Raw genomic sequence first — 26,676 nt, 5'->3', positions numbered from 1 at the left:
GGTCAGCCGGGTTCGTGCGGACGCAGACCGGTTCCGGCGAGGCTGCGCGCGCACAGGTCAGCGGCATCGGGTGTCGGAGTAGAGGTGGCTGTCCGGGAACTGCTCCGCCGCCAGCGCGGGCCCGACGATCACGACGGCGGTCCGCTCGATGCCGGCGTCGTGCACCGCGTGCGCGATGTCGTCGAGCCGCCCGCGCAGGACGATCTCGTGCTCGCGCGACGCGTACGCGACGACGGCCGCGGGGCAGTCCGTCCCGTAGGTCGGGACGAGCTCCTTGACCAGCTCGTCGATCCGGTGGACCGCCAGGTGCAGCACGAGCGTGCCCCCGGCCGTGCCCAGCGCCGCCAGGGACTCGCCCTCCGGCATCGGGGTCGCCCGGGCGGCGATCCGGGTGAGGGTGACGGTCTGCGCGACGGTCGGGACGGTCAGCTCGCGGCGCAGCGCGGCGGCCGCGGCGGCGTAGGCCGGGACCCCGGGACAGACGTCGTAGGGCACGCCCGCGGCGTCGAGACGGCGCATCTGCTCGGCCATCGCCGAGAAGACGGACGGGTCGCCGGAGGCGAGCCGCGCGACGTCGAGCCCGTGGGCGTGCGCCCGCTCCATCTCCTCGACGATCTCGCCGAGCGTCATGAGCGCGGTGTCGACCGTCCGGGCGTCCGGCGGGCAGATCTCCAGCATCTCCGGCGGCACGAGCGAGCCCGCGTAGAGGCAGACGGGCGAGGCGGCGATGAGGTCCCGGGCGCGGATCGTCAGGAGGTCGACGGCGCCCGGACCTGCGCCGATGAAGTGGACGGTCATGGCTTGACTGCGCTCCAGATCGTGACGGGCATGCTCGGTCGCCAACCCAGGAACCCGCCGACCGGCTCGGCGCGGGACACCTGCACCCGCACCAGCGCACCGCCGAACCGCGCCTGGCCCGAGGTGAGCACCGTCTCGGCCTCCACGGTCACCGCGTTGGCGACGAGCCGGCCGCCGGAGGGCAGCGCGGCCCAGCAGGCGTCGAACACGCCGTCGCGGGTCACGCCGCCGCCGATGAACACGACGTCCGGGGTGGGCAGCCCGGCCAGCGCATCCGGTGCCCGGCCGGTGACGACCTCCAGCGCGGGCACGCCCAGCGCGTCCGCGTTCGCGGCGATCCCGGCGGCCCGCCCGGGGTTGGACTCGATCGCGATCGCCCGGCACGTGCGGTGCGCGCGCATCCACTCGATCGCGATGCTCCCGGCGCCCCCGCCGACGTCCCAGAGCAGCTCGTCCGGGCGCGGGGCGAGATGCGCGAGCGTCACGGCTCGGACCTCCCGCTTGGTGAGCTGGCCGTCGTGCAGGTAGGCGTCGTCCGGCAGGCCCGGGACCTCGCCGAGCACGGTCGCGTCCGGGGTCGCCTCGCACTCGACCGCGACGACGTTCAGCGCGTCCCCCGGCACGTGCGCCCAGGTCGCGGCGGTACCGGTCTCGATCCGCTCGCTGCGCCCGCCGAGCTGCTCCAGCACGGTCAGGGCGCTGGGGCCGTAGCCGTCGGCGGTGAGCTGGCGGGCGAGCGCCCGCGGGGACTGCGCGCCCGCGCTGAGCACGAGCAGCCGGCGACCGGGGGCAACCGCACGGCGCACCCGCTCCAGCGGCCGGCCGACGACGCTGACCACCTCGACGTCCTCGGCGGGCCAGCCCAGCCGGGCGCAGGCCAGCGTGACCGACGACGGGTGCGCGATCACGTGCATCCGCGAGGACCCGATGGTGCGGGCGAGGGTGGCGCCGAGGCCGAAGAACATGGGGTCCCCGGAGGCGAGCGCGCACAGCCGCTGCCCCGAGTAGCGCTCCAGCAGCCCGGGCAGGGCCGGGACCAGCGGCGACGGCCACGGCACCAGCTCCGCCTCGACCTGCCCGGAGACCAGCTCCAGCTGCCGCGGCCCGCCGAGGATCACCTCGGCGGACGCGAGCGCGTCCTGCGCGGACCCGCCGAGGCCGTTCCACCCGTCGGCCCCGATCCCGACGACCGTGACCGCCGGTCGCGCGCCCTGCCGCTGCACGAACGTGTCCCTGACCGGACTCTCGCCCACGTGCTCCACCTCTCGACGAAACCCCGGAAACCCTACGTGACCGCGGCGCCCGGGTCGGGCGTCGTGCGTCACCGTCGCCCCGCTGCGACGATCACCCCATGGCAGTGCACACCGTCGTGTTCGACGTCAACGAGACGCTCTCCGACATGCGCCCGATGGCCGGCCGCTTCACCGACCTCGGCGCCCCCGCCCACCTCGCCCCGCTCTGGTTCGCCTCGACCCTCCGGGAGGGCATCGGCCTCGCCGCGAGCGGGGACTCGCAGCCGTTCGCGACGGTCGCTGCCGAGGTCGCCCGGACCCTCCTGACCGGGGTGGAGATCGACCGGGACCTCGACGCCGCGGTCCGGCACGTCCTCGACGGCTTCCTCGCGCTGCCCCTGCACCCGGACGTCGCCGACGGGGTCCGGCAGCTCAGGACCGCCGGGTTGCGGCTGGTGACGTTGAGCAACGGGGGGGTGCCCGTCGCGGAGAAGCTGCTGGGCGACGCCGGGCTGCGCGGGCACTTCGACCACGTCCTGTCCGTCGACGACGCGGGAATCTGGAAGCCCGCCCCCGGCGCCTACGCCTACGCGGCGCGGGTCTGCGAGGCCGAGCCGGGCGACCTGCTGATGGTCGCCGTGCACCCCTGGGACCTGCACGGCGCTGCGCGGGCGGGCCTGGCCACCGCCTGGGTCGACCGGGAAGGGCTGCCGTACCCGGGGCACGTCCGTGCGCCGGACCACACCGTGCGGTCCCTGGTGGACCTGGCCGCGCGGCTGGGCTGAGCGCGTCACCCACCGTGAGCGCACGGCGCGTGGGCGGCGGCGGTCACCCCCACAGCCGGCGCCGGCGCCGCGCCCGTCGCCCGGTCCGGTGACCGGGTGGTTGCCTGAGTGGACGCTGTGAAGGATGTGCCTCCCGGGGCGCCGCGTGCCACGCTCCGCACACCATGACACCCCCGCCCCGCTCCCCGTTCGTGTGTCACCCGGTCCGGGGGCACCGCCGTGTCGCTCCTTGTGCGGTGATCTTCCGGCACGCACGCTCGACCCGGACAGGACGAATCGGACGAGAGATCGGAAGACGCGTGAACAGGGCCGCCCGTACGCTCGTCCTCCTCGGCAGCGTGCTCGCGACGGCGGCCGCCTGCGGCGCGGCCGTGCCCGCGCAGGAGCCCCCGACCGGCCCGCCCGCCGCGACGGCGCCCGGGAACGTCGGCCCGCTGCACGTGCAGGGCCGGTTCCTCGCCGACGCGTCCGGCGCGCCGTTCTTCTGGCTGGGTGACACCGCGTGGTCCCTGCCGTTGAACCTCGACCGCGACGAGGTCCTCACCTACCTCGACACCCGCGCGGCCCAGGGCTACACCGTGATCCAGGCCGTCGCGATCTTCCCGCAGGCCGGGGGGCCGGGCCCGAACCGCCACGGCGACGACCCGTACAAGGGTTCGCTGGACAACCTGGTGACCACCGAGGGCGCAGACCCGGCGGACGAGGAGCAGTACGACTACTGGGACCACGTCGACTACGTCGTCGAGCAGGCCGCGCAGCGGGGCCTGCGCATCGCGCTCCTCCCGGTCTGGGCGGACGACCAGGTCGGCTCGCTGCTCACCGAGCGGAACGCGCAGGCCTACGGTGAGTTCGTCGGCGAGCGCTACGGGGACCGGGTGATCTACGTCCTCGGCGGGGACGCCCCGGCGGACGGGGTGGAGGACATCTGGCGGACCCTGGCCCGCGGCATCGAACAGGGCGCGGGCGGCGACGTCCTGATGACCTACCACCCGCAGGGCGACCAGACGTCGGCCGAATGGTTCGACGGCGACGACTGGCTGGACGTCAACATGATCCAGGGCGGGCACTGCCGCCGCTACGACGTCCGGCGGAAACTGGTGAACTCGACCTTCGGGGCGTCATCGGACAAGCCGTTCCTCGACGGCGAGCCGCTCTACGAGGACCACCCGTGGTGCTGGAAGCCGCAGGACGGCTACTCGAAGGCGGTCGACGTGCGCAGCGACGCCTACTGGTCCGTGCTCGGCGGCGCGTTCGGCCACACCTACGGCCACCACTCCGTCTGGCAGTTCCTCGGCACCGGGGGGCGCCGCGCCGAGCTCGGCGCCCGCGGGAACTGGGAGGAAGGGCTGAAGGCCGAGGCCGGCGTCCAGATGGGGCACCTCCGGGCGCTGATGGAGTCCCGGCCGTACACCCTCGGCGCGCCCGCGGACCTCGTGGCCGACCCGGGCGACGGCGCGGGCCGCATCCAGGCCAGCCAGGCCTCGGACGGCAGCTACCTCGTGGCCTACGTGCCGCAGGCCCGCGAGTTCACGATCGACATGTCCGGGCTGGCCGGCCCCACGGCCCGCACCTGGTGGTTCGACCCGCGCACCGGTGAGGCCGTCCGGGAGGCCGCGGACGGCCCGGCCGGTGAGCGCACGGTGAGCCCGCCGGACGACGGGGACTGGGTGTTCGTGGCGGACGACGCGGCGCGGAACCTCCCGGCGCCCGGCACCGCGGTCACATCCGGCTGAGGTAGGAGTAGTTCTTCGGGCGCAAGCGCATCGCGTGGACCACCCGCTCCCCCGCCGGCGCCTTCTCCAGGACCACCTCGAGGAGGTTCCGGTCCGGGCCGATCCCGATGTAGAGCAGCCGGTCACCCTGCGGGACGAGCCGGATCGGCTCCGCGAGCACGGCGCGGATGGCATCGGCGGTGATCCCGTGCTTGAGCGCGCCGGACGTGATCTCTGGAGCCACGTGTCCCAGGTTACGAGGGCGGGGTCACGACGCGCGCAGGGCCGCGAGCAGCCCCGCCTCGGCCGCGGCGAACGTCGGGTCCGTCACGACCTCGACGGCCCGGGGCCGGGCCAGGTCGACGGCGACCTCCCCCCGGACGTGCGCCGGGCGCGGGGACAGCACGAGGACCCGGTCGGAGAGGAACACCGCCTCCCGGATGTCGTGGGTGATCAGCAGGACGGTCCAGCCGTAGCGGTCGCGCACGCCCTCCAGCCACTCCTGCATGGCGGTGCGGGTCAGCGAGTCCAGGGCGCCGAACGGCTCGTCGAGCAGCAGCACCTCGCGGTCCTGGACCACCGTCCGCAACAGCGCGGCCCGCTGCCGCATCCCCCCGGACAGCTCCTCCGGGCGGGACCTCTCGAACCCCGCCAGGCCGAAGGGCGCGAACAGCGCACGGGCCTTCTCCCGGGCGTCCCGGCGGCGCATACCGGCGACCTCGAGGCCGAGCGTGGTGTTGTCCAGGACGGTGCGCCACGGGAAGAGCAGGTCCTTCTGCGGCATGTAGCCGAAGGTCTCCCGGCCGGCGGGGGCGCCGTCGACGAGCACCTCGCCGCGGTCGGGTTCCAGCAGGCCGGCCAGGACGTTGAACAGGGTGCTCTTACCGCAGCCACTGGGGCCGATGACCGACACGAACTCGCCGGGGGCGACGTCGAAGGAGAGGTCGTCCAGGACCCGGAGCTCGCCGAAGGAGACGGACAGCCCGTCGACGACGATCTTCTGCTCAGGCACGGGTGTCCCTCCGGTACCAGGGGACGAGCAGCCGCTGCACCAGGAACGTGAGGCCGAAGAGCGCCACGCTGAGCACCGCCGTCACGACCACCGCAGCCAGCACCAGATCCGTCCGGAACGAGTTCTTCTGCTGGTTCATGAAGATTCCCAGGCCGGCCCGGGCGCCGACGTACTCGGCGAAGATCGCGCCCGTCACCGCGTAGGTGATCCCGATCCGCAGGGCCGTGAAGAACGACGGCATGGCCCCCGGCAGCCGCACGTAGCGGAACTCCTGCCAGCGGCCGCCGCCCATGCTGCGCAGCAGGTTCGACGCCTCGCGGTCCGTCGCGGCGAACCCCTCGATCAGCCCGACGGCGATCGGGAAGAACGTCACGAGCGCGATCACCACGACCTTGGGCAGCAGCCCGAAGCCGAACCAGATGATCAGCAGCGGGGCGATCGCGACGATCGGCAGGGTCTGGGACGCGACGAGCAGCGGCACCAGCGCCCGGCGCAGCCACGGCGAGAAGTCGACGACGATCGCCAGCACCCAGCCCACGGCCAGCGACACCGCGAAGCCGACCGCCGTGACCTGCAACGTCGGCACCGTGTTGGCCCACAGGGCGTCGCGGAACGCCCAGCCCTGTTCGACGACCCGCAGCGGCGACGGCAGCACCTGGGGCCGGACGTCGAGGACCGTCACCGCGACCTGCCAGACGACCAGCAGGGCCGCGACGATCACCAGCGGCGGGAGGAGCCGGCGCGGGCTCAGGAAGCGAGGTAGGAGTTGGTGAACCATGTCGAGAAGTCCGGTCGGGTGGCGAGGGGCTTGCCGTCGGCGTCGACGACCGCGCCGGTGTCGATCAGGAAGCCGGAGAACCCGGACCAGCGGTCCAGCGTCTGGGTGCCGACCTTCCCCTGCTCGTCCTTCAGGTAGTCCTTCGCCAGCATCTCCTGGCTGCGGCGGACGAGCTCGGGCTCGTTGAAGGCGCCCGGGTTGGCGTCCTCGAGGTCCTTCGCGGCGGCGGCCGGGTCGTCCGCGGCGAGCTGGTAGCCGCGCTGGGCCGCCTGGACGAAGGCCTTCGCCTGGTCGGGGTGCGCCTGCAGCCAGGGCGAGTTGCCGATGAGCAGGACGTTGTAGGCGTCCGGGAAGCCGTAGTCGGTGTAGGAGAAGGTCTTGAGCGGCTCGCCGCGCAGCTCCGCCTCGATGCCCTCCCAGGCGACGAACGGCTCGGTGAAGTCGACCTGGCCCGCGTAGAGCGCCTCGTACGCCGACGTCCCGAGCGTGACGGTGGAGAAGTTCCCCTGCCCGCCGGCGTCCTGGATCACCTTGCGCATCTTGGGTACCTCGCCCGGACCGCCGAACCCGCCGTAGACCTTGCCGTCGAGGTCCTTGGGCGAGGCGATGTCCGCCCGGCCCGCCTTCACCGCGACCTCGGTGGCCCAGTGCTGCAGGATCGCCATCACTGAGGTGATGTCCGCGCCGGAGCCCTTGGAGAAGGTGAAGGAGTCCTGGAAGCTGATCCCGAACTCGGCCGCCCCGGAACCGACGAGGGTGTCCGGGGAGGTGCTGTTGTACGGCAGGAACTGCACGTCCAGGCCTGCGTCGCGGAACCAGCCCCGCTGCTGGGCGACGTAGAGCCCGGTGTGGTTGGTGTTGGGGGTCCAGTCCAGCGCGATGCGGACCGTGTTCGGGGCCGGGGTGGCGGCGCTGCCCCCGGAGGCCGTGGTGCCGCTGCCGCAACCGGCGAGGACCAGGACCGTGCCGAGGACGAGGGCGATCGCCCTCAGACGACGACGTGCAGAGACGCGCAACGCGTTCCTCCCTACGCCGGTGCTAACCGGGTCAGGTACGAACGGTCGACGGCCGGTCCTGCCGTCCTCTCAGCCTCGGATCGTGAGTGCTCCCGCGGTGACGGATCCGAACCCTACGTGCCGTACCCGGCCCCCGCCAGCGCCGGGCGGGAGGCGTGCGGACGATCACGGACGGGCTCGGCTGTCAGTCGTCGTCACGGCGGTGCCGGGCGCGGGGGCGCGCGCCCGGCGCGGCCGTCCCCGGTCCCGGCTCCGCGAGGCCCTCGTGGGGCCGGGGCGCCGGGCGGCCGCGCGCGAGGTCCGGCCACGGTTCCGCGGGGTGCGGCTCCCCGAGCGCCCGTGGGAGCAGTTCCGGGAAGTCCGATGCGGGCGGGACCAGGCTCCCCTGCGGGAGTCGCGGCCCGGGCGGTACCTCCGGACCGCCGCCGGGCCGCCGTACGGTGATCGCCTGCGTCTGCGCGGTGGCGGACGCCTCGCCGGACCGCGGCTGCGGCGGCGCTCCGGCCGCCCGCGCCTCGGCCGGGAGGGGCCGAACGGTGCCGGGCTGCGCGGGGCCGGGCTGCGCGGGCAGAGTCGAATGCGGGCCGGGTCGACCCTCAGCCCGGGTGTCTCGCGGGCGGCGCGGCTCCGCGCCCCGGGAACGCGCCTCCCGGAACCGGTCCTCGCGGGCCCGCAGGTCCTCCGGCGGTGCCTCGTCCGCGGGACGGACCGCCCGCCGGTGTCCGCCCGTCCCCGCGGGTGGGGCGGGCTCCACCCGCTCCCCCGGCCCGCCCTCCCGCGGCCCCGGCACGGTCGGTGCGACGGCGCCGTCGCCGTCCCGGCGCTCGATCACCGCAGCCGCCATCTCGGCGAGCTCACGACCGGTGTTCCCGGCCTGGCTGCGCAGATACCGGCCGGCCTCCTCGATGTCCGTCCGATACCGCTCGGCCAGCATCCCCATGGCCTGCTCGACGGGCGCGGAGCGCTCCCGCCCGGCCGTCGACCGGGCGGCCGCGGCCCTGCACCGGCTCAGCTCCCGGACGTCCGCGAGACGCGCAGACAGCGCCTCGACCAGCGGGGACAGCTCGTCCGCCAGGTGCGAGTCCATCCGCACGCCGGGGTGACCGAGCAGCTGCAGACCGCCGATCACGTGACCGTCGAGCGCCAGCGGCACGGCCACCGAGACGACGAGGCCGGCGTCCGCGGCGGCGGCCGCGAGCTCGGGCGGGCCGATCCGGGTGAGATCCGGCGTGACCATCGCGCGGCCGGACCGTAGGGCGCCGAGGACCGGCCCGGAACCGGCGCGGTGCTGCAGCAACCCCAGCCGGGCGGACGCCTCGTCCGACCCGAAGACGGCGCCGCTCACCGGGTCCGGCGGCTCCGCCAGCACGATCACCGCACCCGAGACGCCCAGCGCCGCCGGCAGGCTCGCGCAGACGCCCGAGAGCATCGCGCCGAGATCGAGGTCTGCGGCGGGCGTGCGCCCCACCTGCAGCGCCAGCCCGAGAACACCGGTCACGCCCGAGCCGCCCGAAACATCAGGGATCACCGTCACCCCTTGCCACCGTGCCGTCCCCCGACGCCGCGGACAGTCAATCACCGGGGCCCGACGGTTCCACCCGGACGATCGGGGATGGGCCGAACGGCGCAGGACGTCAGGCCTGGGCGCCGGCGCGGCGGACGGGGTCCCCGGGCGGGGCCGGCTCGGTCGCCGGTGCCGCGGAGACCAGGTGCTCGCACGTCCGGACCAGCACCGCGGCCGCGTCCCGGAAGTCCTTCGTCGCCAGCGGCTGCGACGCCCGCAGCCGCCACCGCGAGAGCTGCGCGGCCGCCGCCAGCCGCACGTCGTCCGCACCCGCGCCGTCCGGCAGGCCGAGCCGCGCGGCCGGCAGGTCACCGGCCATGCCCAGCAGCTTCTCCGCCGCGGCCCGGTCCTCGTCCGACAGCGCCGGGCGCCCCGCCCGCAGCGCATCGACGAGGTCCGCCTCGGCGAGCTCGCGGGCCCCGGACCGGATCCGGTCGAGCTGGTAGCGCAGGTTCTCGGCGCTGGGCGCCGCGGCCGGCAGCTCCCCCGCGATCGCCTCCAGCTCGCGCAGCGCGGCCCGCACCCGCAGCACGTCGGCCCGTCCTCCTACCTCGACGGCGAGCAGCTCGCGGAGCCGGGGCACCCCGCTGCGGCGCACGAGCTCCGCGCGGAGGGCCTCGGTCGAGGCCCCGGCGCGGGCGTGCTCGACCGCGAGCTGCAGGCCGGTGGCGCCGAGCCGGTCGGCGAGCGACCGCCCCGTGGCCGTCCCGTCCCGCAGCTCGGCCAGGTCGGCGTCGTCCAGGCCCGCGCCGGCGAGGGCGAGCAGACCCGACACGGGAACGACGGTGTGGCAGGCCCGGCGGACGCCCGGGTCGGCGAGCAGGCGCTCGACCTCCCGCCACGGGTCCGTGCCCGCCTCGTCCGCGCGCGGGAGCACACCCACGGCGGGTGCGGCCCCGGTGTCCACGGGGGTTCCGTCGAGCAGCAGGACGACGGCGTCCGCGTCCACGGTCCCCTCGACCACGACCGCGCCCGCGATCGGTTCCACCGCCCGGGTCAACGCGCTGACCAGGGTCGACACCCCGACACCGGGCGGCCCGTCGACGCCGATCCGTACCGGCCCGTCGAGCCGCTCGGCGACGGCTGCGAGCCGGGCCGCCGGGACCGCGGCGGTCACACCCCCGCGCGCCTCGGCGACGACCGCGCGCACCCGCCCGTGCAGAGTCCGGACGTCCGGCTCGTCGACCGCCGGCGGGGGTCCGGGGGAGGGTTCCGCGACGACGGCCCGCATCGCCTCGGTCGCCTCGTGCAGGTCCGGCCGGGGGCGGTCGGGCGCGCGGTGATCGGGCCCGGCGGGGACCTCGAGCGGCCGGGCGGCCCCGTCCGGGGTGAAGGCCTCGGCGGCGATCGCGGCCCCCAGCTCCGCCGCGGGGACCGGGACCGAGCCCTCCACGACGGTGCCCTGCCCCGGCGCCGAGCGGATGTCCACCAGCCCGCCCACCGCGACGATGCGTGCGGCCAGGTTGCGCAGCCCCCGCCCGGCGGACGCGGCCCGCGGGCCCACCTGGTTGGGCGCGGGCAGTTCGAAGCCCGGGCCCTCGTCCCGGACGGTGAACTGCAGCCGGCCGCCGGTCTCGTCGAACCGCACGACGATCCCGGCGCCCGGGGCGTGCTTGTGGGCGTTGTTCACCGACTCCAGGCAGCAGAAGTAGACGGCGGACTCCAGCTCGATCGGGAACCGCCGGTCGGGATCGAGCCCGGACTCGATCCGCACGGTCGCGTGCGGGCCGGTCAGCTCCGCCTCCAGCGCGGCCACCAGCCCGTGCTCGGCCAGCGCCATCGAGCGCACCCCGCTCGCGGTCTCGGCGAGGACCGCTTCCGCGGTGTCGAGCTGCCCGGCCAGCACCCCCAGCCGCTCGGCCGCCTGCGACAGCCGCCCGTTCTCGACCTCGTGCTCGACCATGCCGAGCACCAGCCGCAGCGAGACCAGCTGGTGCTGGGCGCCGTCGTGCAGGTCCCGCTCGATGCGCCGGCGTTCCTGGTCCATCTCCGAGACCGCCTGGCGGCGGGATCCGGCGATGCCCGCGGCGTGCGCGAGCGCGGCCCGCAGCTGGCGTTCGAGCTCGATGCCGAGCCGGCTCGCGTCGACGACCGCCCCGAGGCTGTCCGCGATGTCCTCGAGCAGGTGCCGGCGCTCGGCGTGCAGCCCGGCCACGGCGGCGCGGTCCACCGCGAGCGTCCCGATCCGGCTCTCGCCGCTGCGCACGGGCACCGCGACGAGATCGCCCTGCTCGCCCGCCGGCACCCCGGCCGCGGACCACGCGTAGGTCCGGTCGCGGAGCCCCGGGCGCACGACGGTGAGCCGGCACGTCGTCGCCCCCAGCGCCTCCCCCACCGCCTCGGCCACCCGGGCGAGATCCGGCGCGTGGGAGGTCGTGCGGGACAGCGCCGCGACGTCCGCGAGGGCCCGGTACGGGGTCGGCCGATGGCCGAAGAGCAGCCGGTCCGTGAGCCCCTCGACGGTCGTGTAGACCGGGAGGAACGCCAGCGCCGCCAGCACCGCGGCGGGCAGCAGCGAGCCGAGGGTGCCGAACCCGGCCTGCGTTGCCACGGCCTGGACGCAGACGACGCCGCCGCCGACCAGCGCGATCGCGAGGGCCGCGGCGAGCCCGCGACTGAAGACCCGCTCCGCGGTCCAGAGCCGGTCCGCGCGCAGGGCCACGAGCATCGCGACGGCGATCGCCGCGGCCGCCAGCCGGGAGGACCAGAAGAGCAGGGCCAGGGGCTCGCTGCCGCCGCCGTGGGCCGTCGGGTCGTACAGGGTCAGGCCCGGGACGCCGAGCTCCCAGAGCAGCAGCGTGCTGATGCCCAGCACCACGACGCCGGCGGACGCCGCGACCAGCAGGCTGAACACCAGCCGCGCCTGGGTGCGCAGCTCCGCCGTGCGCCCGGCCTTGATCCGCCGGGGCAGCACGACCACGCCGGTGACCGGGACGAGGAACCCGAAGAACAGCACGCAGCTCGCGGTGTGCCGCAGCAGGGCCGTCCCGAACCCGACGACGACCAGCACCCCGACCCCGACGACGGCCAGCCCGAACCGGCTCGACCGGGCGCCCGGCCGGGCGTCCCACCAGGCCGAGTCGGCGGGAGCCGGGAAGACCAGCAGCGCCAGGATGTAGGCGGCCGAGGCGATGCCGTGCAGCACGATCTGGTGGAGGCCGCCGACGCCGAACCCGGTGGCCGCCTGCACCGCCGCCGCCGCGGCGTGGGCCTGCAGGTTGAACGCGCCCGCCGAGCCGACCATCGCCAGGGCGAGCAGCCGCAGTGACCACGCGCGGCCGCCCAGGAGCAGCAGGATCACCGCGATGACGAGGTTCGCGAGGCTCAGCGCGTAGTCGAGGACGGCCTGGTCCAGCGGCTCGCTGGCCGGTGCCGCGGCCGCGACGGCCGCGGACCACCGGCTGCCCGCGGCCCCCGCGGCCTCGGCGGCTTCGAGGGCGCCCGGCCAGTACCGGACGATCGCGACGTACGCGCCGACGGCGAGCCACCCGACCGCCACGACGACGCAGACGGCCAGGACCGCGAGGAACGCGCCGCGCGCCGCCCGTCCCGAGCCGCTCACGCCCGTCCCTCCCGGATGACGTCGACGAGGGGTTCGAGCCGTTCCGGCAGGCTCGCGACCAGCACGAGAGCGCCGGACAGCTCGGTGACGAGCTCCACCTCCCCACCCAGGGCCGCGAGCCGTTCGAGGTCCCCGCTCAGGGCGGCCCGCAGCTCGCCGGCGGTGACCGACGGGGCCGGGTCCACGACCCGCACCGCGAACCGGCCGTCCGCGTGCGCCAGCTCCACCGTGAGTGCGGGCCCGGAATGCTCCGCGAGCCGTTGCATCGCCGACGCCGCCACGTAGTAGATGCCGGACTCGACCTCCCACGCCAGCCGCGTCTCGGACCCGCCGCGCAGATCGACCTCGCGGTCCAGGTCCGCCGCGACCTCGTCCAGCGCGCTCGCCGGGCCCTGGTCCCGCAGCATCGCCGGGTAGACGCCGCGCGCGATCACCCGGAACCGGTCCAGCAGCTCCTCCAGCCCGGTCCGCGCGCGCACGAGCGCGGCTCGTGCCCGCCGGGGGTCCGGGCTCTCGGACACCAGGTCCTCGCGGGCCCCGTCGAGCGCGATCCGCAGGGTCGAGAGCCGGTCGGTCGTCGCGTGGGAGAGCTCACCGACCAGCCGGCGGCGCTCGACGTCCCGCGCGGACCTCAGGCGCTCCTGGGAGCGCACCAGCTCGTCGGCCAGCTCGTCGGCCCGGCGTACCCGCTCCCGAAGCTCGGTGTTCATGGCGACCCCGCGCAGCAGCAGTCCCGCACCCCCGGCGACGTCCCGCATGAGCTGCTGGTCCGCGGGGGTGATGGCCGCGCCGGGCTTGCCGATCGCGAGGGCCGCGCGCAGCACCGTGCCGTCGACGATGGGCACGACGTGGTCGGTGTCCGGGCGGTCCAGCAGGACGGCGAGGTTGTCGGCGGTGTCCGTCTCCTCCCCCGCGGGCGGTGGCGGATGGACGGCCGCGGCCACCAGCCGGTCCGACACGGCGAGCCACAGGACGGCCCGCTGCGCCCCGGTCCCCTCCGCGAGCACCTCGGCCAGGCCGGGGAGGGCGGAGTCCGGGCTGCCGCTGCGGATCCGGGCGGCGGCCTCGGCGAGCGCGGAGTACGGCGTCGTTCCCCGGTGCTGGGTCAGCCGCTCGACGAGCCGGTCCACCCGGCGCAGGACGGGCTTGACCACCATCGCGCAGACGGTCGCGGCGACGAACGGCAGCAGCACCCCGACCTGGCCGAGACCCACGCCCAGGATCCATCCGGGCACGCCGACGACCACGACGAACACCGCCAGCACCACGACGCCGACGCCCGCCGCGCGCAGCGCCGTCGCGATCACCCGGTTCATCAGCCACCACCGGCCCCACCCGGGCGCATGCCCGGTCCCACGCGGACGCTAGAGCGTCCGGCGCCCTGGACCAAGGGCCTGCGCTCAGCTCCCGTCCCGCTGCGAGCGCAGGTAGGTGAGCACCGCGAGGACCCGGCGGTGGTGCTCGGAGGTGTCGGTGTGCAGGTTGAGCTTGACGAAGATGTTGGCGATGTTCTTCTCGATGGCCTTGGGCGTGACGACCAGCTGGCTCGCGATCCCGTTGTTGGAGCGACCCTCGGCCATCAGCCGCAGCACGTCCACCTCGCGCTCGCTCAGCGCCGCGATCTCGTCCTTCTTCTGCCCGCGCGGGCGCTCCACCAGCCGCTTCGCCAGGACCGGCTCGATGACGATCTCGCCGTCGGCGATCCGGCCCAGCGTGTCGCTGAGGACCTCGACGCTGCCGACGCGCTCCTTGAGCCGGTAGCCGATCGAGTCCGTGCCGATCTCCAGGATGCGCATCAGGTAGTGCGACTCGGCGTAGTGCGAGAGGAACAGCAGGCCCATCTCCGGGTACTTGCCGCGCAGCCGCTCGGCGGTGATCAGGCCGCCGTCGGGCTCGGGGGGCATCCGGATGTCCAGGATCGCGACGTCCGCCGGCGTCGTCGCGAGCAGCGAGATCAGCTCGTCACCCCCGGCCGCGACCGCGACCACCTCGTGGCCGGCCGCCTCCAACAGCATCAGCAGGCCCTCGCGGAACAGGGCGCCGTCCTCGGCCAGGGCTACTCGCATGGGATCCTCACAACGATCGTGCCGACGCCGTGCGGCTCGGCAGCACGGACATCCGGGCCGCTCACGGACCCGCCCAGCGGGGAGGCGCGGTCCCGGAGGAGCTCGCCGAGGCCGACGCCCGCGCCGGACACGACGACGACGAGATGATCGGACTCGCGGGTCACCCTCACCTCGTCCGGCAGCTGCCCGGCGTTAACGCCGAGGGCGTCGGCCAGCGCGAAGTAGACCGCCCCCTCCGCGGCGGCGCCGAACCGGTCCGGGCCGGCGGTGACCCGGACGGAGAGGTCGAGGCGCTCCACGAGGTTGCGCAGGGCGGGCCCGAGGCCGGCCTGGTCCAGCAGCGGCGGGTAGATCTTGGCCGCGACGTCCCGCAACTCCTGCAGGGCCGTGGCCAGCTCGTCCTGCAGGGTCCCGACGGCGTCGTGCAGCTCCGGTTCACCCGGGGGCACCCGGTGCTGGAACAGCCCGAGCTGCAGGGCGAGCGCGGAGATCCGGAGGGCGGCGCCGTCGTGCAGCTGCCGTTCGAGGCGGAGGCGGGCGTGCCACTGCTGCAACTCCCGGTGACGACGGGCCGCGTGGACCTCCGGGGCCGTTTGGGAGTTCGTCGGGAAAGGTCGGTCGGCCGGGCCGGGGCGGGCCGCGGGCTCGTCCAGCGCTGCGCACGGGGCGCCCTCACAGTCCGCGCGGGCCGCGGGCTCGAGCCTCATCCGGACAGGGTGACTGTTGGGCGCCTGCTCCGGAAGGGGGCACTCCCCCGGCCCCATTTAGGGTTTTCCCCCGAATGGTAATGACAAGCACACCCGTGCCGAGTATCACAGCACCAGATCGTGCACTCATCACGGTCGTACGCCTGTCAGCGAAGCCTCGGTGGCTCCGCCTGAAGGGAAGGCGAACTCGTGTCGTACAGCCTGGGGGTCGACCTCGGTACCACCTTCGTCGCGGCGGCGGTCGCCCAGTCGTCGAGGGTCGAGATGTTCACCCTCGGCGACCGCAGCGTCGTGGCGCCCGCGGTGGTGTACCTGCGTGAGGACAGTTCCCTCGTCACGGGGGACGCGGCGAGCCGCCGGGCGGTGAGCAACCCCGACCGGGTGGGCCGCGAGTTCAAACGCCGCCTGGGGGACCCCACGCCGGTGATGCTGGGCGGGACCCCGTACGCGGTGACGTCGCTGCTGGCGAGCCTGCTGTCCGACGTCGTCGCCAAGGTCGAGGCCACGCAGGGCACCGCCCCGGACTCGATCGTGCTGACCCACCCCGCGAACTGGGGCCCGTACCGCCGGGAGCTGTTCGAGGAGGTCCCCCAGCTGGCCGGGCTCGCGCTGCCGCGGATGGTGACCGAGCCCGAGGCGGCCGCGGCCCACTACGCGGCCTCGCGCAGCCTCTCCAACGGCGAGATCGTCGCCGTCTACGACCTCGGCGGCGGCACCTTCGACGCGACGGTCCTGCGCAAGGCGGCCGACGGCATCGAGATCCTCGGGACGCCGGAGGGCATCGAACGCCTCGGCGGCGTGGACTTCGACGAGGCCGTCCTGGCCCACGTCAACTACACCGCGGGCGGCGCGCTCTCCGAGCTGGACATGGGGGACGCGCAGACCGCGGTCGCGCTGGCCCGGCTCCGCCAGGACTGCATCCTGGCGAAGGAGGCCCTCTCGATCGACACCGAGACGACGATCCCGGTGTTCCTGCCCAGCCGGCACTTCGACGTCCGGCTGACCCGCGCCGACTTCGAGGACATGGTCCGTGCCCCCGTCGAGTCGACGATCGGGGCGCTCACCCGGACGCTGCGCTCGGCCGAGGTGCGGGCGTCGGACCTCAGCGCGGTGCTGCTGGTCGGCGGGTCGTCGCGGATCCCGCTGGTCGCCCGGATGATCGCCGAGGAACTGGGCGCGCCGACCGTAGTCGACGCGCACCCGAAGTACGCGGTCGCCCTCGGCGCCGCACGGCTGGCCGCGGGCCTGACCGAGGCATACCCCCGGCCGCCGTGTCGGCCGCCGCCGGGCCCCAGGCGCACGCCGCCGCCCCGGTCGCCGCCGTGCCCACGGGCGCCGGACCCCAGAACGGGGTGGCACCGAACGGGCTGTACGAGCCCGCCGCGATGCAGGCCGGGAGCGACGCCTCCGCCACCACCACCCTGCCGCCGCGCAGGCCGGACACCCGGTACGCGGCCGGTCCGCCGCCCACCTACCAGGCCCCGCCGCCGCAGGGCCCGCCGCAGGGTCCGCCGCCGCGGGCTCCGTCGTCCGCGCAGGGCGGGCCCTCGACCGGGCCCCTGCCGGCCTGGCAGGAGAGTCTCTACCGCACCGGTCCGCCGGACGGCGGCCCGCCCGACGACGGTCCCCCGTCCGGCACCGCCGGCGGTCCGCCGTCGGCCGCCGACGGCTCCCGTCCCCGGCGGAAGGGCCCACTCCTCGCCGCCCTGATCGGGGTGCTGGTGCTGGTCCTGGGCGGCGTGGGCTGGTTCGCCTACGATCGGCTCAGCGGCTCGGGCGCGGACACCGGCGCCGTCGTGGCGTCGCCGAACGGGGTGAACCCGGGGTCGGGGCTCCCCGCCCAGGAACCCGCCCCCGCGAAGCCCAAGATCGCGACGGCCGTCCCGATCCCGACCGTCGGCCAGACGATCCCGGCCGGGCAGACCCCCGGGTTCGTCGCCATCTCCCCCAACGGCCGGCTCGCCTACGTCGCGAACCGGGCCGCGGGCGTCGTCACCGTGATCGACACCGCCGTCGACAAGGTCACCGCGACCATCCCGGTCCAGGCCGGGCCGCCGCAGTACCTGGCGTTCGCGCCGGACGGCAAACGCGTCTACGTCAGCATCTTCAACGACGAGAAGACGATCAACCTGGTCGGCGTGCTGGACACGACGTCGAACTCGATCGTCTCGACGATCCCGGTCGGCACCCGGCCGTTCGCCCTGGCCGTGACCCCGGACGGGAGCCGGCTCTACGTGCCCAACCACGACTCCGGCACCGTCAGCGTGATCGACACGGCGACGAGCAAGGTCACCACCGACATCAAGGTGGCGCCCAACCCGCACTGGGCCGCGATCTCCAACGACGGCACCCGGGTCTACACCGCGAACCACGAGTCCGGCGTGGTCTCGATCATCGACACGTCGAACAACAGCGTCCTCGGCGAGGTCAAGGTGCAGATCAGCCCGCACAGCCTGGCCGTCGCCCCCAGCAAGCCGCTGGTGGCGAACGTGAACTACGACAGCGACTCGCTCACCGTCATCGACACGACCACGGAGAAGGTGATCGCCACCGTGCCGGTCGGCAGGAAGCCCCAGGACGTCGCGTGGTCGGCCGACGGCCGGTTCGTCTACGTCACCGCCGTCGAGGGCGACACCGTCTCGGTGATCAACACCGACACCTGGACGACGACGGCGACGGTCCCCACCGGGGGCGCGCCGACGAGCGTCGCGGTCCTGCCGGACGGCAGCCGCGCCTTCGTGACGAACCTGAACAGCGGCACGATCAGCGTCCTCCACCTGGCCGGCTGACCGAGCCCGGGGGCGGACCCTACCTGCGAAGGCGGGTCCGCCCCGGCATCCGTAGGGAGTACCTGATGTTCCGCCGGCCCACGTGGGAGCAGTCTTCAACCGTTCACGGATCACTCGGACAGCAGGTCCCGGGGGCCGGACGGAAGGAGACCGCGATGTCCGCGACGACACTCACCCGCACCGACCGGCTCGCCGCCACCGGGCTCGGGCTCGGGGGGCTCCAGGACCTCAGCGCCCGGGACCGGGCGGTCCTGCGCGCGGTCGACGCCGGCCGCTGCCGGATGTCCGGCCCGTCCGTCCTCGTGGTCGACGGCCTGTTCCTCGCGGACCCGTTCGCGGCGCCCCGGCTGACCAGGGCCGGTCTGATCGAGGCCGACGACCCGCGCTCGGGGGCCGTGCACCTCACGGCGTCCGGTCGCGCGGTGCTGACGTCCTGAGCTCGTCGGGGCTCCCGGTCGTGGGTGGGCTCCCGGTGAGCTCGTCGAACCGGCGGCGTTGCTGCTTCCCGACTTCCCGCATCCCGAGGCCGAACAGCAGCGCCACCACGGCCACCGTCCCGACGCTCCACACGATCGACGCCGTCCCCGGCGGATCCCCCAGCGTGCCCGCGGCGGTGCGCGCGGCCTCCCCGCCGTGGTCGTGATGGCCGGGCGACGCGGCCGGGGCCGGCGGGGCGCCGTAGGGCAGCACCAGGGCGTCGTGCGCGGGCGGAGGCGCCCCCGGCACCAGCAGGTCGGACCAGACGACCGTCGTCCCCGACCGGGACGTCTGGACCGCACCGAACCGCACCGGACCCGCTCCCTGCGGCATCCGGCCGACGACCAGGGTCAGGTCCAGCGGCTCCGCGCCGACGGGCCCGCCGCGCCACTCGACTGTCCCGACCTCGGCCCGGTCGGGAACGGGCGCCGTGGTCACCTGCCAGCCGGGCAGCGCCGGCACCCGCACGTCGACGAGTGGACGCGCCGTCGGCAGCGCCACCCGCAGCCCGACGACCGGGTCCGCCGGATCGTCGTTGCTCACCCGGAAGACGACCGTGACGTCCTGCGCGCCCGCGTCCGTGCGGTCCGGCAGCAACCGGACGTCCGCGGCCGCCGGGCCCGCTCCGAGCAGCACAAGGAGCACCGCCAGCGCGAGTACCACGGCCGGCCGGGCACCCCGCACGACTCGCTGCATGCCGCCTCCCGTCCGCCCGTCCGTACCAGTCTCGCGCCGCGCGCGGCGGTCCGGAAGGCTCCCGTCGGTTCCCGCCGGCACACATCCGGCCCGATGATCTGCCCGATTCCCGGCGGAGCCCTATACCATCGCGCCCGTCCGTCCGGCCCCTGAGGAGGTTCGGTGCGCTACGGCCTCGGGGTGGACCTGGGAACGTCGTCGGTGGCGGCCGCGGTCGCGCACGCCGGCGGTAGCGAGACCGTGATGCTCGGCGACCGGTCCGTCGCCGCTCCCGTGGTCGTGCACGCCGATCCGGACGGGACCCTGACCACCGGGGACGCCGCCGAGCGCCGCGCCACCGCGGCGCCGGACCGCACCGTGCGCCTGCTCCGGCGCCGGCTCGGTGAGCCGACGCCGATCACGCTGGGCGGAAGCCCCCATCGCGTCACCGAGCTGCTCGCAGCGGTCCTGCGGGACGTGGTGGCGAAGGTCGAGTCCGTCCGGGGCGGGCCACCCGACCAGGTCGTCCTGTCCCGGCCGGCCCACTGGGGCCCGACGCGCGTCGCGCTGCTCACCGAGGTGGCCCGCCTGGCCGGCCTGCCCGGCGCCACGACGATCACCGAGCCGGAGGCCGCGGCGATCCGGTACGGCGAGGTCCGGGCCCTTCGGCTCGGGGAGCTCGTGGCCGTCTACGACCTCGGCGGCGGCACGTTCGACGCCGCCGTCCTGCGGCGCGGTCCCCGGGGCATGGAGCTGGCCGGGCCGCCGGAGGGCATCGAGCGGCTCGGCGGCACGGACTTCGACGACGCGATCCTCACCCACCTGGACTACCGCACCGGCGGCGCCCTGAGCCGGCTGGACCAGAACGATCCCCGCGCCGCGGCGGCGCTGGCCCGGCTGCGGGCGGAGTGCGTACTCGCGAAGGAGTCCCTGTCCGTCGACGCCGAGGCGGATCTCCCGGTGTACCTGCCGGACCGGCACGAGGACCTCGCGCTGACGCGCGCGGATCTCGAGGCGATGATGCGTGCCCCGATCGAGTCCACGGTCGGCGCGCTGATGCGGGCGCTGCGGTTCGCGCAGGTCCCTCCCGCGGAGCTGCGGGCGGTGGTGCTGGTGGGCGGGGCGACGCGCATCCCGCTGGTGGCCCGGATGGTGTCCGAGGGCCTGGGCGGGGTGGCCGCGATCGACCCGCAGACGGAACAGTCCGTGGCACTCGGGGCGGCGTCGGTGGCGCTGGGGCTCACGTCCGCAGTGCAGAACGGCCGGTCGTCGCCAGGGCCGGGCGCGCGGGGCCCCGGGCCGTACGGGCCGGCTCCGCAGCACGGCCCGGCGGGATACGGAACGGCCGCGCAGCAGGGCCCGGCACCGCACGGACCAGCTCCGCAGCAAGGTCTGGCGTCGCACGGACCGGCCGCGCAGCAGGGAGGGTACGGCCCAGCCGCGTCGCAGCCGCACGCGCCTTACTGGCCGGCTGCGCAACCGCCGTACGACCCGGCCGCCCCACAGGCCGCGCCCTACCCCGGACAGGCCCGCCGGTACGGTCCGCCGGCCCGGCAGGGACCGACGCCCGGGCCCTCGGATCCCCGGCACCCGGGTGCCGGCGCCGGGTCCGACGCGGAACGACAGGCCTCGGGGTCCGGGGAGGACGGCGACTGGCATGTCACGTCGATCGGCCGCACCCTCGCCACCGGCGTCGCGCTGCTCGCCGTCGCCGTGGCCGTCGCGGTCATCGTCTTCGTGCTGCTCAACCGGATCGGCTGATGGACGTTCCGCTCTCGTCCGCCGTGGCATCCGCGGTGGCGGAGGGGACGCCGATCCGGGTTCTCTCCGCCCACCTCGACGACGCGATCCTGTCCTGCGGCGGCCTCCTGACAGCCGTCGCCGAGCGGTGCCCGCTGACCGTCGCCACGGTCTTCACCGCCGCGGGACCGCCACCCCACACCCACGCCGGCACCCTGTCGGCGGACCTGCTCGCCCCCGGAAGGGACCTCGGACGGCGCTCTCGGCACCACCTCGGCCGAAGGGATCCGGCTCGATGTCCCTGCCGGCCTTCTCCGCGCTCGCGCTGGTCCGCGCCGGAGCCGCGTTCTGGGCCGGGCTCAGCCCGAGCTCGGCGAGTGTGGACGTGCGACTGGAGGGGACGTCGGATCCGGGACCGAACCCGTTCGTCCCCGCGTTCGGGCAGGACCGCGCGGGGATGCTCCCCCCGGCGGAGCCCGCGGGGCACGTCCCCGGGGACGCCGAGGGCCTCTACGCCCGCGCGGGCACCGCGCCGAGCTGTGACGTCGCGGCGCTGACGGCGGCCCTGCAGGCCGATCCGGCGAGGGCCTCGGCCTGGGCGTAGGCCCACGGTGCCGGCGGCCCGGACGGCCTGACGGCCGTGCTGCTCCGCTCCGACGCCGCCGTCACCGAGCACGGGTTCGGCGCCACCGCCTATCCCGCGGTGCTGCAGGCCGGGACCGCGGTGCTCGTCGACGACCGCGGCCAGCCCCGGGTCAAGTGCGCCAACGGCAACCCGCTCAGCGCAGCGGACGTCGTCGTCGCGACGGAGGTGACGGGGACTCCCTGGCGGTTCTTCCGGCCCGCGCAGGCCACCTACGTCGAGCCGGCCGCGGACGAGGTCACGGACTTCACGGTCCTGGACGTCGAGAGGGGTGAGCTGGTGCGGCTGCCCGCGGGGTAGGTGGGGCGGCGGGGCGGCCGGTGTGTCGGGTCACGGCCACCCCGCCGCTGTCCGGGGAGCGGAGCCTCAGACGGTGCCGAGCACCGGCTCGAAGGCGAGCTCCGCGGCGCCGACGAGCTTCGCGTCGCGGCCCAGCGGGGACATCACGATCCGCGTCCCGCCGACCGCCCGGCTGACCAGGCTGCGCCTCTGGACGTCGTCGCGGACCTTCTCGACCAGCGCCGTGGGCAGGGCGGCGAACAGGTCGCCCAGCACCACCAGCTCCGGCGCCAGCATGTTCACGATCGTCACCAGGCCCGCGGCCAGCCAGCCGGAGAACTCCCCGAGCAGCAGGTCCGAGCGGCCGGGCGTGGCGGCGAGCCCGCGCAGCTCGGCCACCAGGACCCCGCGCGGGGTGTCCTCCGGCAGCCCGAGCGCGCGGCACAGCGCGGGCTCGCCCACCTCGGTCTCCCAGCAGCCCTGGGCACCGCAGAAGCAGTCCCGCCCGCCGGGCCGGACGAGCATGTGGCCCAGCTCGCCGACGTAGCCGCCGGTCCCGCGCAGGGGCCGGCCGCCGGCGATCGCGCCGCCGCCGACACCGACGTCCGCGGACAGGTACACGAGGTCCTGCGCGTCGCGGGCCGCGCCCCGCAGGTGCTCGGCGAGCGCGCCGAGCTCCGCGTCGTTCCCGACCTGGGCGGGTCGCCCGAGTACCGACGACAGCCGTTGCCCGAGCGCCACCTCCCGCCATCCCAGGTTGGGGGCCTCGTGGATCCAGCCGTCCGCGCGCCGGACCACGCCGGGCACGGAGACGCCGATGCCCTGCTCCGTCACCGCCAGCTCGTCCCGCAGCAGCTGCGCGGACTCGGCGACGTGGGTGATCACCTCACCCGGCAGCCGCGTCGTGCGGTGCAGGTTCCAGCTGTGCCGGCCGAGGATCTGCCCGCCGATCCCGACCATGGCCATCGCGACCTGGTCGACCCGGATGTCCACGGCCAGCACCACCGCGGACAGGGGCTCCGGCAGCACCAGCAGGGAGGGCCGCCCGGCGCCGCTGCGCTGCGTCGGGACGGCCTCCGTCACCACCCCGGACTCGGCCAGGCCGTCGACGACCGCCTTGATCGTGCTGCGGTTGAGCCCCAGCTCCGTGGCCAGGGTCGCCCGCGTGCACGGGCCGTCGACGTGCAGCCGGCGGAGCAGCGCGGTCCGGTTGTGCCGGCGCGCGTCGTCCGGCCTGGTCCCGGAGGTGGGGGCGCTCACCTGCCGGCGGCCGCCGACTTGCGCCGGGACAGCACGTCGACCGACGCCGCGAGCAGCAGCACCAGCCCGGTGATCACGAACACGACCGCGGCCGGCTGCTTGAGCAGGCCGAGGCCGTTCTGCACGGTCGCGAGCACCGCACCACCGATGACGGCATTGCTCACCCGGCCGCGCCCGCCGAACAGCGACGTCCCGCCGATGACGGCCGCGCCGACCGCGAACAGCAGCGTGTTGCCGCCACCGGCCGCCGGCGAGACCGAACCCACCTTCGACGAGTAGACGATCGCGCCGATCGCGGCGAACGCCGAGCTGATCACGAACACGGCCGCCCGGATCCGGACCACGTCGATCCCGGCCCGGCGCGCAGCCTCCCGGTTGCCGCCGACGGCGTAGACGTGGCGGCCGAACCGCGTCCGGTCGAGCACGTAGGTCCCCAGGACGAGGAGGACGAGCACGATCGGCACGACATAAGGGATACCGGAGATGACGATCGTGCCCGGCGACCGGTCCCGGGTGAGCAGGAACGTGGCCACCGCGGCGAGCAGCACGACGGCCCCGACCTTGATCAGCACCAGCCCGGTCGGCTGGGCGACGAGGCCCTTGCTCAGCCGCGAGCGCTGCCGGTTGAGCAGCACGCCCGCGTAGCCGCCCGCCCCGAGGATGAAGAGCACCCATGAGCCGACGGTGGAGAGGTTGCCGTTGGCCACGGCGTTGATCACGGGGTCCCGCAGGCCGAGCGTGCCGCCGTCGCCGATCAGCTGCAGGATCACGCCCTGCCAGGTGATGAACAGCGCCAGCGTCACGACGAACGAGGGCATCCCGATCTTGGCGATGAGGAAGCCGGTCAGGCAGCCGATGACCACGCCGATGCAGACCGCCAGCAGCATCTCGAGCCACGCGTTCTGCGGGAAGCCGACCACCAGCAGCACCGCGGCGACCACGCTCACCGCGGCCCCGGCGTACACCTTGACCAGCACCGCGAGCACCGCGGCGATCAGCATCGCGGCCACCAGGAGGATGAACACGAGGGTGCCCATCGCGCCCAGCATGTTGCCGCCGCTGACCAGGTGCAGCGCCATCAGCGCCGCGGCCAGGCCGGACGCGGTGCCGGCGGCCAGGTCGATCTCGCCGGTGAGCAGGACGAACACCAGGCCCATCGCGATGATCGTCGGGCCCGCGCCCTGCTGCAGCAGGTTCGCCAGGTTCAGCAGGCTCGGGAAGGTGCCGCCCGCGTCCAGCAGGGTGAAGAGGATGAACAGGGCGAGCAGGCCGAGCAGCGCCGGCAACGAGCCGAGCTCGCCGGACCGCAGGCCGGTGACGTACCCCCGGATCGCCTCGCCCGTCGTGCGGGCGGTGGTGTCGATGCCGAAGTCCGCCGAGCGGTTGGCGGGGTTCGCCCGTTCCGCCGCGGTCGTCGGGGCGCTCGGGTCGGTCACGGCCGACGCGCCCGCGGCGGGGGTCCCCGGCGGCGTCGGCTCGGACGACGGCGGCGCCGTCCCTGCCGGTCGGCTGTCGGCCACGGTGTCTCCTCGGTTCGTCTGCTCGCCGCTGTCGGTCTTCTTGGCCCGGTTCCAGCCGGTCGGCGCGACCATCTAGAGGACCGCCGTCTCGGGCCGGGCGAGGCCCAGGTCGCCGGAGCGGCCCGCAGTGATCAGCTCGACCACCTGGCTGTGCGTGACGTCCTTCGTCGGCACCTCGGCGACCATCCGGCCGAGGTAGAGGGTGGCGATGCGGTCCGCCACCTCGAAGACGTCGCCCATGTTATGGCTGATCAGCACGACGCCGATGCCCTGCTCGGCGAGCCGGCGGACCAGGTCGAGGACCTGGCGGGTCTGGGCGACGCCGAGCGCCGCCGTCGGCTCGTCGAGCAGGACCACCCGCGAATCCCACAGCACCGCCTTGGCGATCGCCACGGTCTGCCGCTGCCCTCCGGACAGCGACGCGACGGGCGTGCGGACGGACGTGACCGTGCGGACGGACAGCGACGCCAGGGTGCGGCGCGCCGCCTGCTCCATGTCCGCCTCGTCGAGCAGCCACGGCCTGCCGCGCTCCCGGCCGAGGAACATGTTCTGGACGATGTCGAGGTTGTCGGCCAGCGCGAGGTCCTGGTAGACGACCTCGATGCCCAGGTGGGACGCGGCCGCGGGGGTGCCGAGGGTGATCGGGTTCCCGTCGAACAGGACTTCGCCGCCGTCGATCGGGTGGATCCCGGCGATGCACTTGACCAGCGTCGACTTGCCGGCGCCGTTGTCGCCGACCAGTGCGGTGACCTCGCCCGCGCGCACGGTGAGGTCGACGTCGTGCAGCACCTGCACGGCGCCGAAGCTCTTGGACACCTTCCGCAGCTGCAGGATGGGTTGTGACATGTCTCCTCCGACTGTGGGTGCGCAGCCTCGCCGGAACGAGGCTGCGCACTCACAAGGGGTGCTGGGCTGCGGTTACTTGATGCCGAGCTGGTCGCAGGCGGCCTGGGTCTCGGCGACGCAGATCTCGCTCGCCTTGACGTAGCCCGCGTCGGTCACGACCTTGACGTTGTCCTTCGTGATCAGCTGCGGGGTGAGCAGGACGGACTTGACCTGCCGGTTGCCCTTCGGGTCGTCCACCGTCTGGGTCGCGACGGCGTCGGCGCCCGCGGTGTCGCCCTTGGCCAGCGCCGCGGCGAGCTTGGCGGCCGAGGAGGCCTCCTGCTCGATCGGCTTGAACACGGTCATGTACTGGTCGCCGCGCAGGATCGCCTGCAGGCCGTCCGCGGTGGCGTCCTGGCCGGTGACCGGGACCTTGCCGTTGAGGCCGTACTTGGTGAGTACGGTGACGATCGCGCCGGCGAGGCCGTCGTTCGCCGCGACGACGCCGTCGACCTTGCCGCCGTTGCCGGTCAGGATCTGCTCGAAGGTGGTGCCGCCGACCTGGTTGTCCCACTTGTCGATGGCCTGCTTCTGCACGAGCTTCAGCGCGCCCGAGTCGTACATCGGCTTCAGCACGGTCTGCTGGCCGTTGTAGAACAGCGTGGCGTTGTTGTCCGTGGGCGCGCCCTCGATCTCGATCACCTGCGCGCCGGGCTTGTCGCCGAGGCCCTTGACGAGGCCCTGGCCCTGCAGCGCGCCGACCTGCTCGTTGTCGAAGGAGACGTAGTAGTCGCTGGTGCCGCCGAGGTTGAGCCGGTCGTAGTCGATGACCGGGATGCCCTGGGCCTTGGCCTTCGCGGCGACGGCGCTGCCGCCGTCGCTGCTGATGGAGGCGATGACCAGCGCCTTCACCCCACTGGAGATCATGCCGTCGGCCAGGGTGGAGAACTTCTGCTCGTCGCCCTGGGCGTTCTGGATGTCCGGGTCGAGCCCCTCGGCCCGCATGGCCTTGTCCAGCATGGGCTTGTCGAAGCCCTCCCAGCGGGCCGAGCTGTCGGTCTCCGGGAGGATGACGCCCACCTTGACGCCGCCGGCCGCCGGCGCGGCCGAGCCGCCCGAGCTGGCGGAACTCGCGCTGTTCGCGCCACACGCGGACAGCGTGAGGGCGAGCCCGAGGCCCGCCGCCACCGACGCCCGTAGCGCCGCCTTCCGAATCACCATCGATCGGTCCTTCCC

The 26,676-nt window shown here is 74.8% G+C and carries 24 protein-coding genes; 8 read left to right on the top strand and 16 right to left on the bottom strand.

All coding sequences use genetic code 11. The annotated features are described in order from the left end of the window. Positions 1-57: 57 nt before the first annotated feature. A complete protein-coding gene (cobM, locus tag WBK50_RS13965) occupies positions 58-798 on the bottom strand; it encodes a precorrin-4 C(11)-methyltransferase (RefSeq protein WP_341336028.1) in 741 nt (246 codons plus the stop codon). After that, on the bottom strand, positions 795-2,051 hold the full coding sequence (gene cbiE, locus WBK50_RS13960; protein ID WP_341336027.1) for a precorrin-6y C5,15-methyltransferase (decarboxylating) subunit CbiE: 1,257 nt from the start codon (positions 2,049-2,051) through the stop codon (positions 795-797). The genes cobM and cbiE overlap by 4 nt, the downstream gene beginning before the upstream one ends. A gap of 98 nt (positions 2,052-2,149) precedes the next feature. Between cbiE and WBK50_RS13955 the strand changes: the two genes are divergently transcribed. Together WBK50_RS13955 and WBK50_RS13950 are read left to right on the top strand one after the other, a co-directional pair. Then, positions 2,150-2,815, top strand: a complete 666-nt coding sequence (locus WBK50_RS13955; RefSeq protein ID WP_341336026.1) for a haloacid dehalogenase type II — start codon at positions 2,150-2,152, stop codon at positions 2,813-2,815. Between the two features lie 299 nt (positions 2,816-3,114). Further along, on the top strand, positions 3,115-4,548 hold the full coding sequence (locus WBK50_RS13950; protein WP_341336025.1) for an apiosidase-like domain-containing protein: 1,434 nt from the start codon (positions 3,115-3,117) through the stop codon (positions 4,546-4,548). On the opposite strand, the gene WBK50_RS13945 is transcribed toward WBK50_RS13950, so the two are convergent. The 9 genes from WBK50_RS13945 to WBK50_RS13905 all read right to left on the bottom strand — a co-directional run bounded on the left by WBK50_RS13945 (position 4,535) and on the right by WBK50_RS13905 (position 15,232). Next, a complete protein-coding gene (locus WBK50_RS13945; protein ID WP_341336024.1) occupies positions 4,535-4,771 on the bottom strand; it encodes a hypothetical protein in 237 nt (78 codons plus the stop codon). The two genes, WBK50_RS13950 and WBK50_RS13945, sit on opposite strands and share 14 nt — an antisense overlap. A 24-nt stretch (positions 4,772-4,795) precedes the next feature. Then, on the bottom strand, positions 4,796-5,539 hold the full coding sequence (locus WBK50_RS13940) for an ABC transporter ATP-binding protein (RefSeq protein ID WP_341336023.1): 744 nt from the start codon (positions 5,537-5,539) through the stop codon (positions 4,796-4,798). Next, entirely contained in the window at positions 5,532-6,317 is a 786-nt protein-coding gene (locus WBK50_RS13935; protein ID WP_341336022.1) for an ABC transporter permease, read from the bottom strand. Before WBK50_RS13935 ends, WBK50_RS13940 begins: the two co-directional genes overlap by 8 nt. After that, the gene (locus tag WBK50_RS13930; protein ID WP_341336021.1) at positions 6,287-7,333 is read right to left on the bottom strand and encodes an ABC transporter substrate-binding protein; all 1,047 of its coding nucleotides are present in this window, start codon (positions 7,331-7,333) and stop codon (positions 6,287-6,289) included. The genes WBK50_RS13935 and WBK50_RS13930 overlap by 31 nt, the downstream gene beginning before the upstream one ends. Positions 7,334-7,517: 184 nt before the next feature. Then, on the bottom strand, positions 7,518-8,867 hold the full coding sequence (locus WBK50_RS13925) for an ANTAR domain-containing protein (protein ID WP_341336020.1): 1,350 nt from the start codon (positions 8,865-8,867) through the stop codon (positions 7,518-7,520). 100 nt (positions 8,868-8,967) lie between these two features. Next, positions 8,968-12,459: an ATP-binding protein gene (locus WBK50_RS13920; RefSeq protein WP_341336019.1), complete on the bottom strand. Its 3,492-nt coding sequence runs from the start codon at positions 12,457-12,459 to the stop codon at positions 8,968-8,970. After that, positions 12,456-13,775: a hypothetical protein gene (locus tag WBK50_RS13915; RefSeq protein WP_341336018.1), complete on the bottom strand. Its 1,320-nt coding sequence runs from the start codon at positions 13,773-13,775 to the stop codon at positions 12,456-12,458. The genes WBK50_RS13920 and WBK50_RS13915 overlap by 4 nt, the downstream gene beginning before the upstream one ends. Before the next feature lie 84 nt (positions 13,776-13,859). Further along, positions 13,860-14,525, bottom strand: a complete 666-nt coding sequence (locus WBK50_RS13910) for a response regulator transcription factor (protein ID WP_341336017.1) — start codon at positions 14,523-14,525, stop codon at positions 13,860-13,862. Continuing rightward, positions 14,516-15,232 carry a sensor histidine kinase gene (locus WBK50_RS13905; RefSeq protein WP_341336016.1) on the bottom strand — a complete coding sequence of 239 codons (717 nt, stop codon included), beginning with the start codon at positions 15,230-15,232 and terminating at the stop codon, positions 14,516-14,518. The genes WBK50_RS13910 and WBK50_RS13905 overlap by 10 nt, the downstream gene beginning before the upstream one ends. A 189-nt stretch (positions 15,233-15,421) precedes the next feature. Here WBK50_RS13905 and WBK50_RS13900 point away from each other — a divergent pair, with 189 nt between their 5' ends. The 3 genes from WBK50_RS13900 (at position 15,422) to WBK50_RS13890 (ending at position 18,458) form a co-directional block, all read left to right on the top strand. After that, the gene (locus tag WBK50_RS13900) at positions 15,422-16,942 is read left to right on the top strand and encodes an Hsp70 family protein (RefSeq protein ID WP_341336015.1); all 1,521 of its coding nucleotides are present in this window, start codon (positions 15,422-15,424) and stop codon (positions 16,940-16,942) included. 5 nt (positions 16,943-16,947) lie between these two features. Continuing rightward, on the top strand, positions 16,948-18,021 hold the full coding sequence (locus WBK50_RS13895; RefSeq protein WP_341336014.1) for a YncE family protein: 1,074 nt from the start codon (positions 16,948-16,950) through the stop codon (positions 18,019-18,021). 155 nt (positions 18,022-18,176) lie between these two features. After that, complete coding sequence (locus WBK50_RS13890) at positions 18,177-18,458, top strand: hypothetical protein (RefSeq protein ID WP_341336013.1); 282 nt, start codon at positions 18,177-18,179, stop codon at positions 18,456-18,458. Here WBK50_RS13890 and WBK50_RS13885 read toward each other — a convergent pair. Continuing rightward, complete coding sequence (locus WBK50_RS13885) at positions 18,424-19,194, bottom strand: DUF1775 domain-containing protein (RefSeq protein WP_341336012.1); 771 nt, start codon at positions 19,192-19,194, stop codon at positions 18,424-18,426. The genes WBK50_RS13890 and WBK50_RS13885 overlap by 35 nt on opposite strands. 162 nt (positions 19,195-19,356) lie before the next feature. Between WBK50_RS13885 and WBK50_RS13880 the strand changes: the two genes are divergently transcribed. The 3 genes from WBK50_RS13880 to WBK50_RS13870 all read left to right on the top strand — a co-directional run bounded on the left by WBK50_RS13880 (position 19,357) and on the right by WBK50_RS13870 (position 21,856). Further along, positions 19,357-20,934, top strand: a complete 1,578-nt coding sequence (locus WBK50_RS13880) for an Hsp70 family protein (RefSeq protein WP_341336011.1) — start codon at positions 19,357-19,359, stop codon at positions 20,932-20,934. A gap of 274 nt (positions 20,935-21,208) precedes the next feature. Beyond that, positions 21,209-21,517 carry a hypothetical protein gene (locus WBK50_RS13875; protein WP_341336010.1) on the top strand — a complete coding sequence of 103 codons (309 nt, stop codon included), beginning with the start codon at positions 21,209-21,211 and terminating at the stop codon, positions 21,515-21,517. Positions 21,518-21,553: 36 nt separating this feature from the next. Then, entirely contained in the window at positions 21,554-21,856 is a 303-nt protein-coding gene (locus WBK50_RS13870; RefSeq protein ID WP_341336009.1) for a DUF6777 domain-containing protein, read from the top strand. Positions 21,857-21,922: 66 nt separating this feature from the next. Here the strand turns inward: WBK50_RS13870 and WBK50_RS13865 are convergent, their stop codons facing one another. From WBK50_RS13865 to WBK50_RS13850, 4 genes are all read right to left on the bottom strand, one after another. Then, the gene (locus WBK50_RS13865) at positions 21,923-23,095 is read right to left on the bottom strand and encodes an ROK family protein (protein ID WP_341336008.1); all 1,173 of its coding nucleotides are present in this window, start codon (positions 23,093-23,095) and stop codon (positions 21,923-21,925) included. Then, complete coding sequence (locus WBK50_RS13860; protein WP_341336007.1) at positions 23,092-24,687, bottom strand: ABC transporter permease subunit; 1,596 nt, start codon at positions 24,685-24,687, stop codon at positions 23,092-23,094. Before WBK50_RS13860 ends, WBK50_RS13865 begins: the two co-directional genes overlap by 4 nt. Next, positions 24,688-25,461 (bottom strand): ATP-binding cassette domain-containing protein, encoded by a 774-nt coding sequence (locus WBK50_RS13855; protein ID WP_341336006.1) that lies wholly within the window; start codon positions 25,459-25,461, stop codon positions 24,688-24,690. It lies immediately after the preceding gene. Between the two features lie 72 nt (positions 25,462-25,533). Then, positions 25,534-26,661, bottom strand: coding sequence for a sugar ABC transporter substrate-binding protein (locus tag WBK50_RS13850; RefSeq protein WP_341336005.1), 1,128 nt, complete (start codon positions 26,659-26,661; stop codon positions 25,534-25,536). Between the last annotated feature and the right edge of the window lie 15 nt (positions 26,662-26,676).

This window comes from Pseudonocardia sp. T1-2H (genome assembly GCF_038039215.1).
Lineage (GTDB): Bacteria > Actinomycetota > Actinomycetes > Mycobacteriales > Pseudonocardiaceae > Pseudonocardia.
Note: the sequence above shows the minus strand (reverse complement) of the source record. Positions and strands in the feature narration are given on the sequence as shown.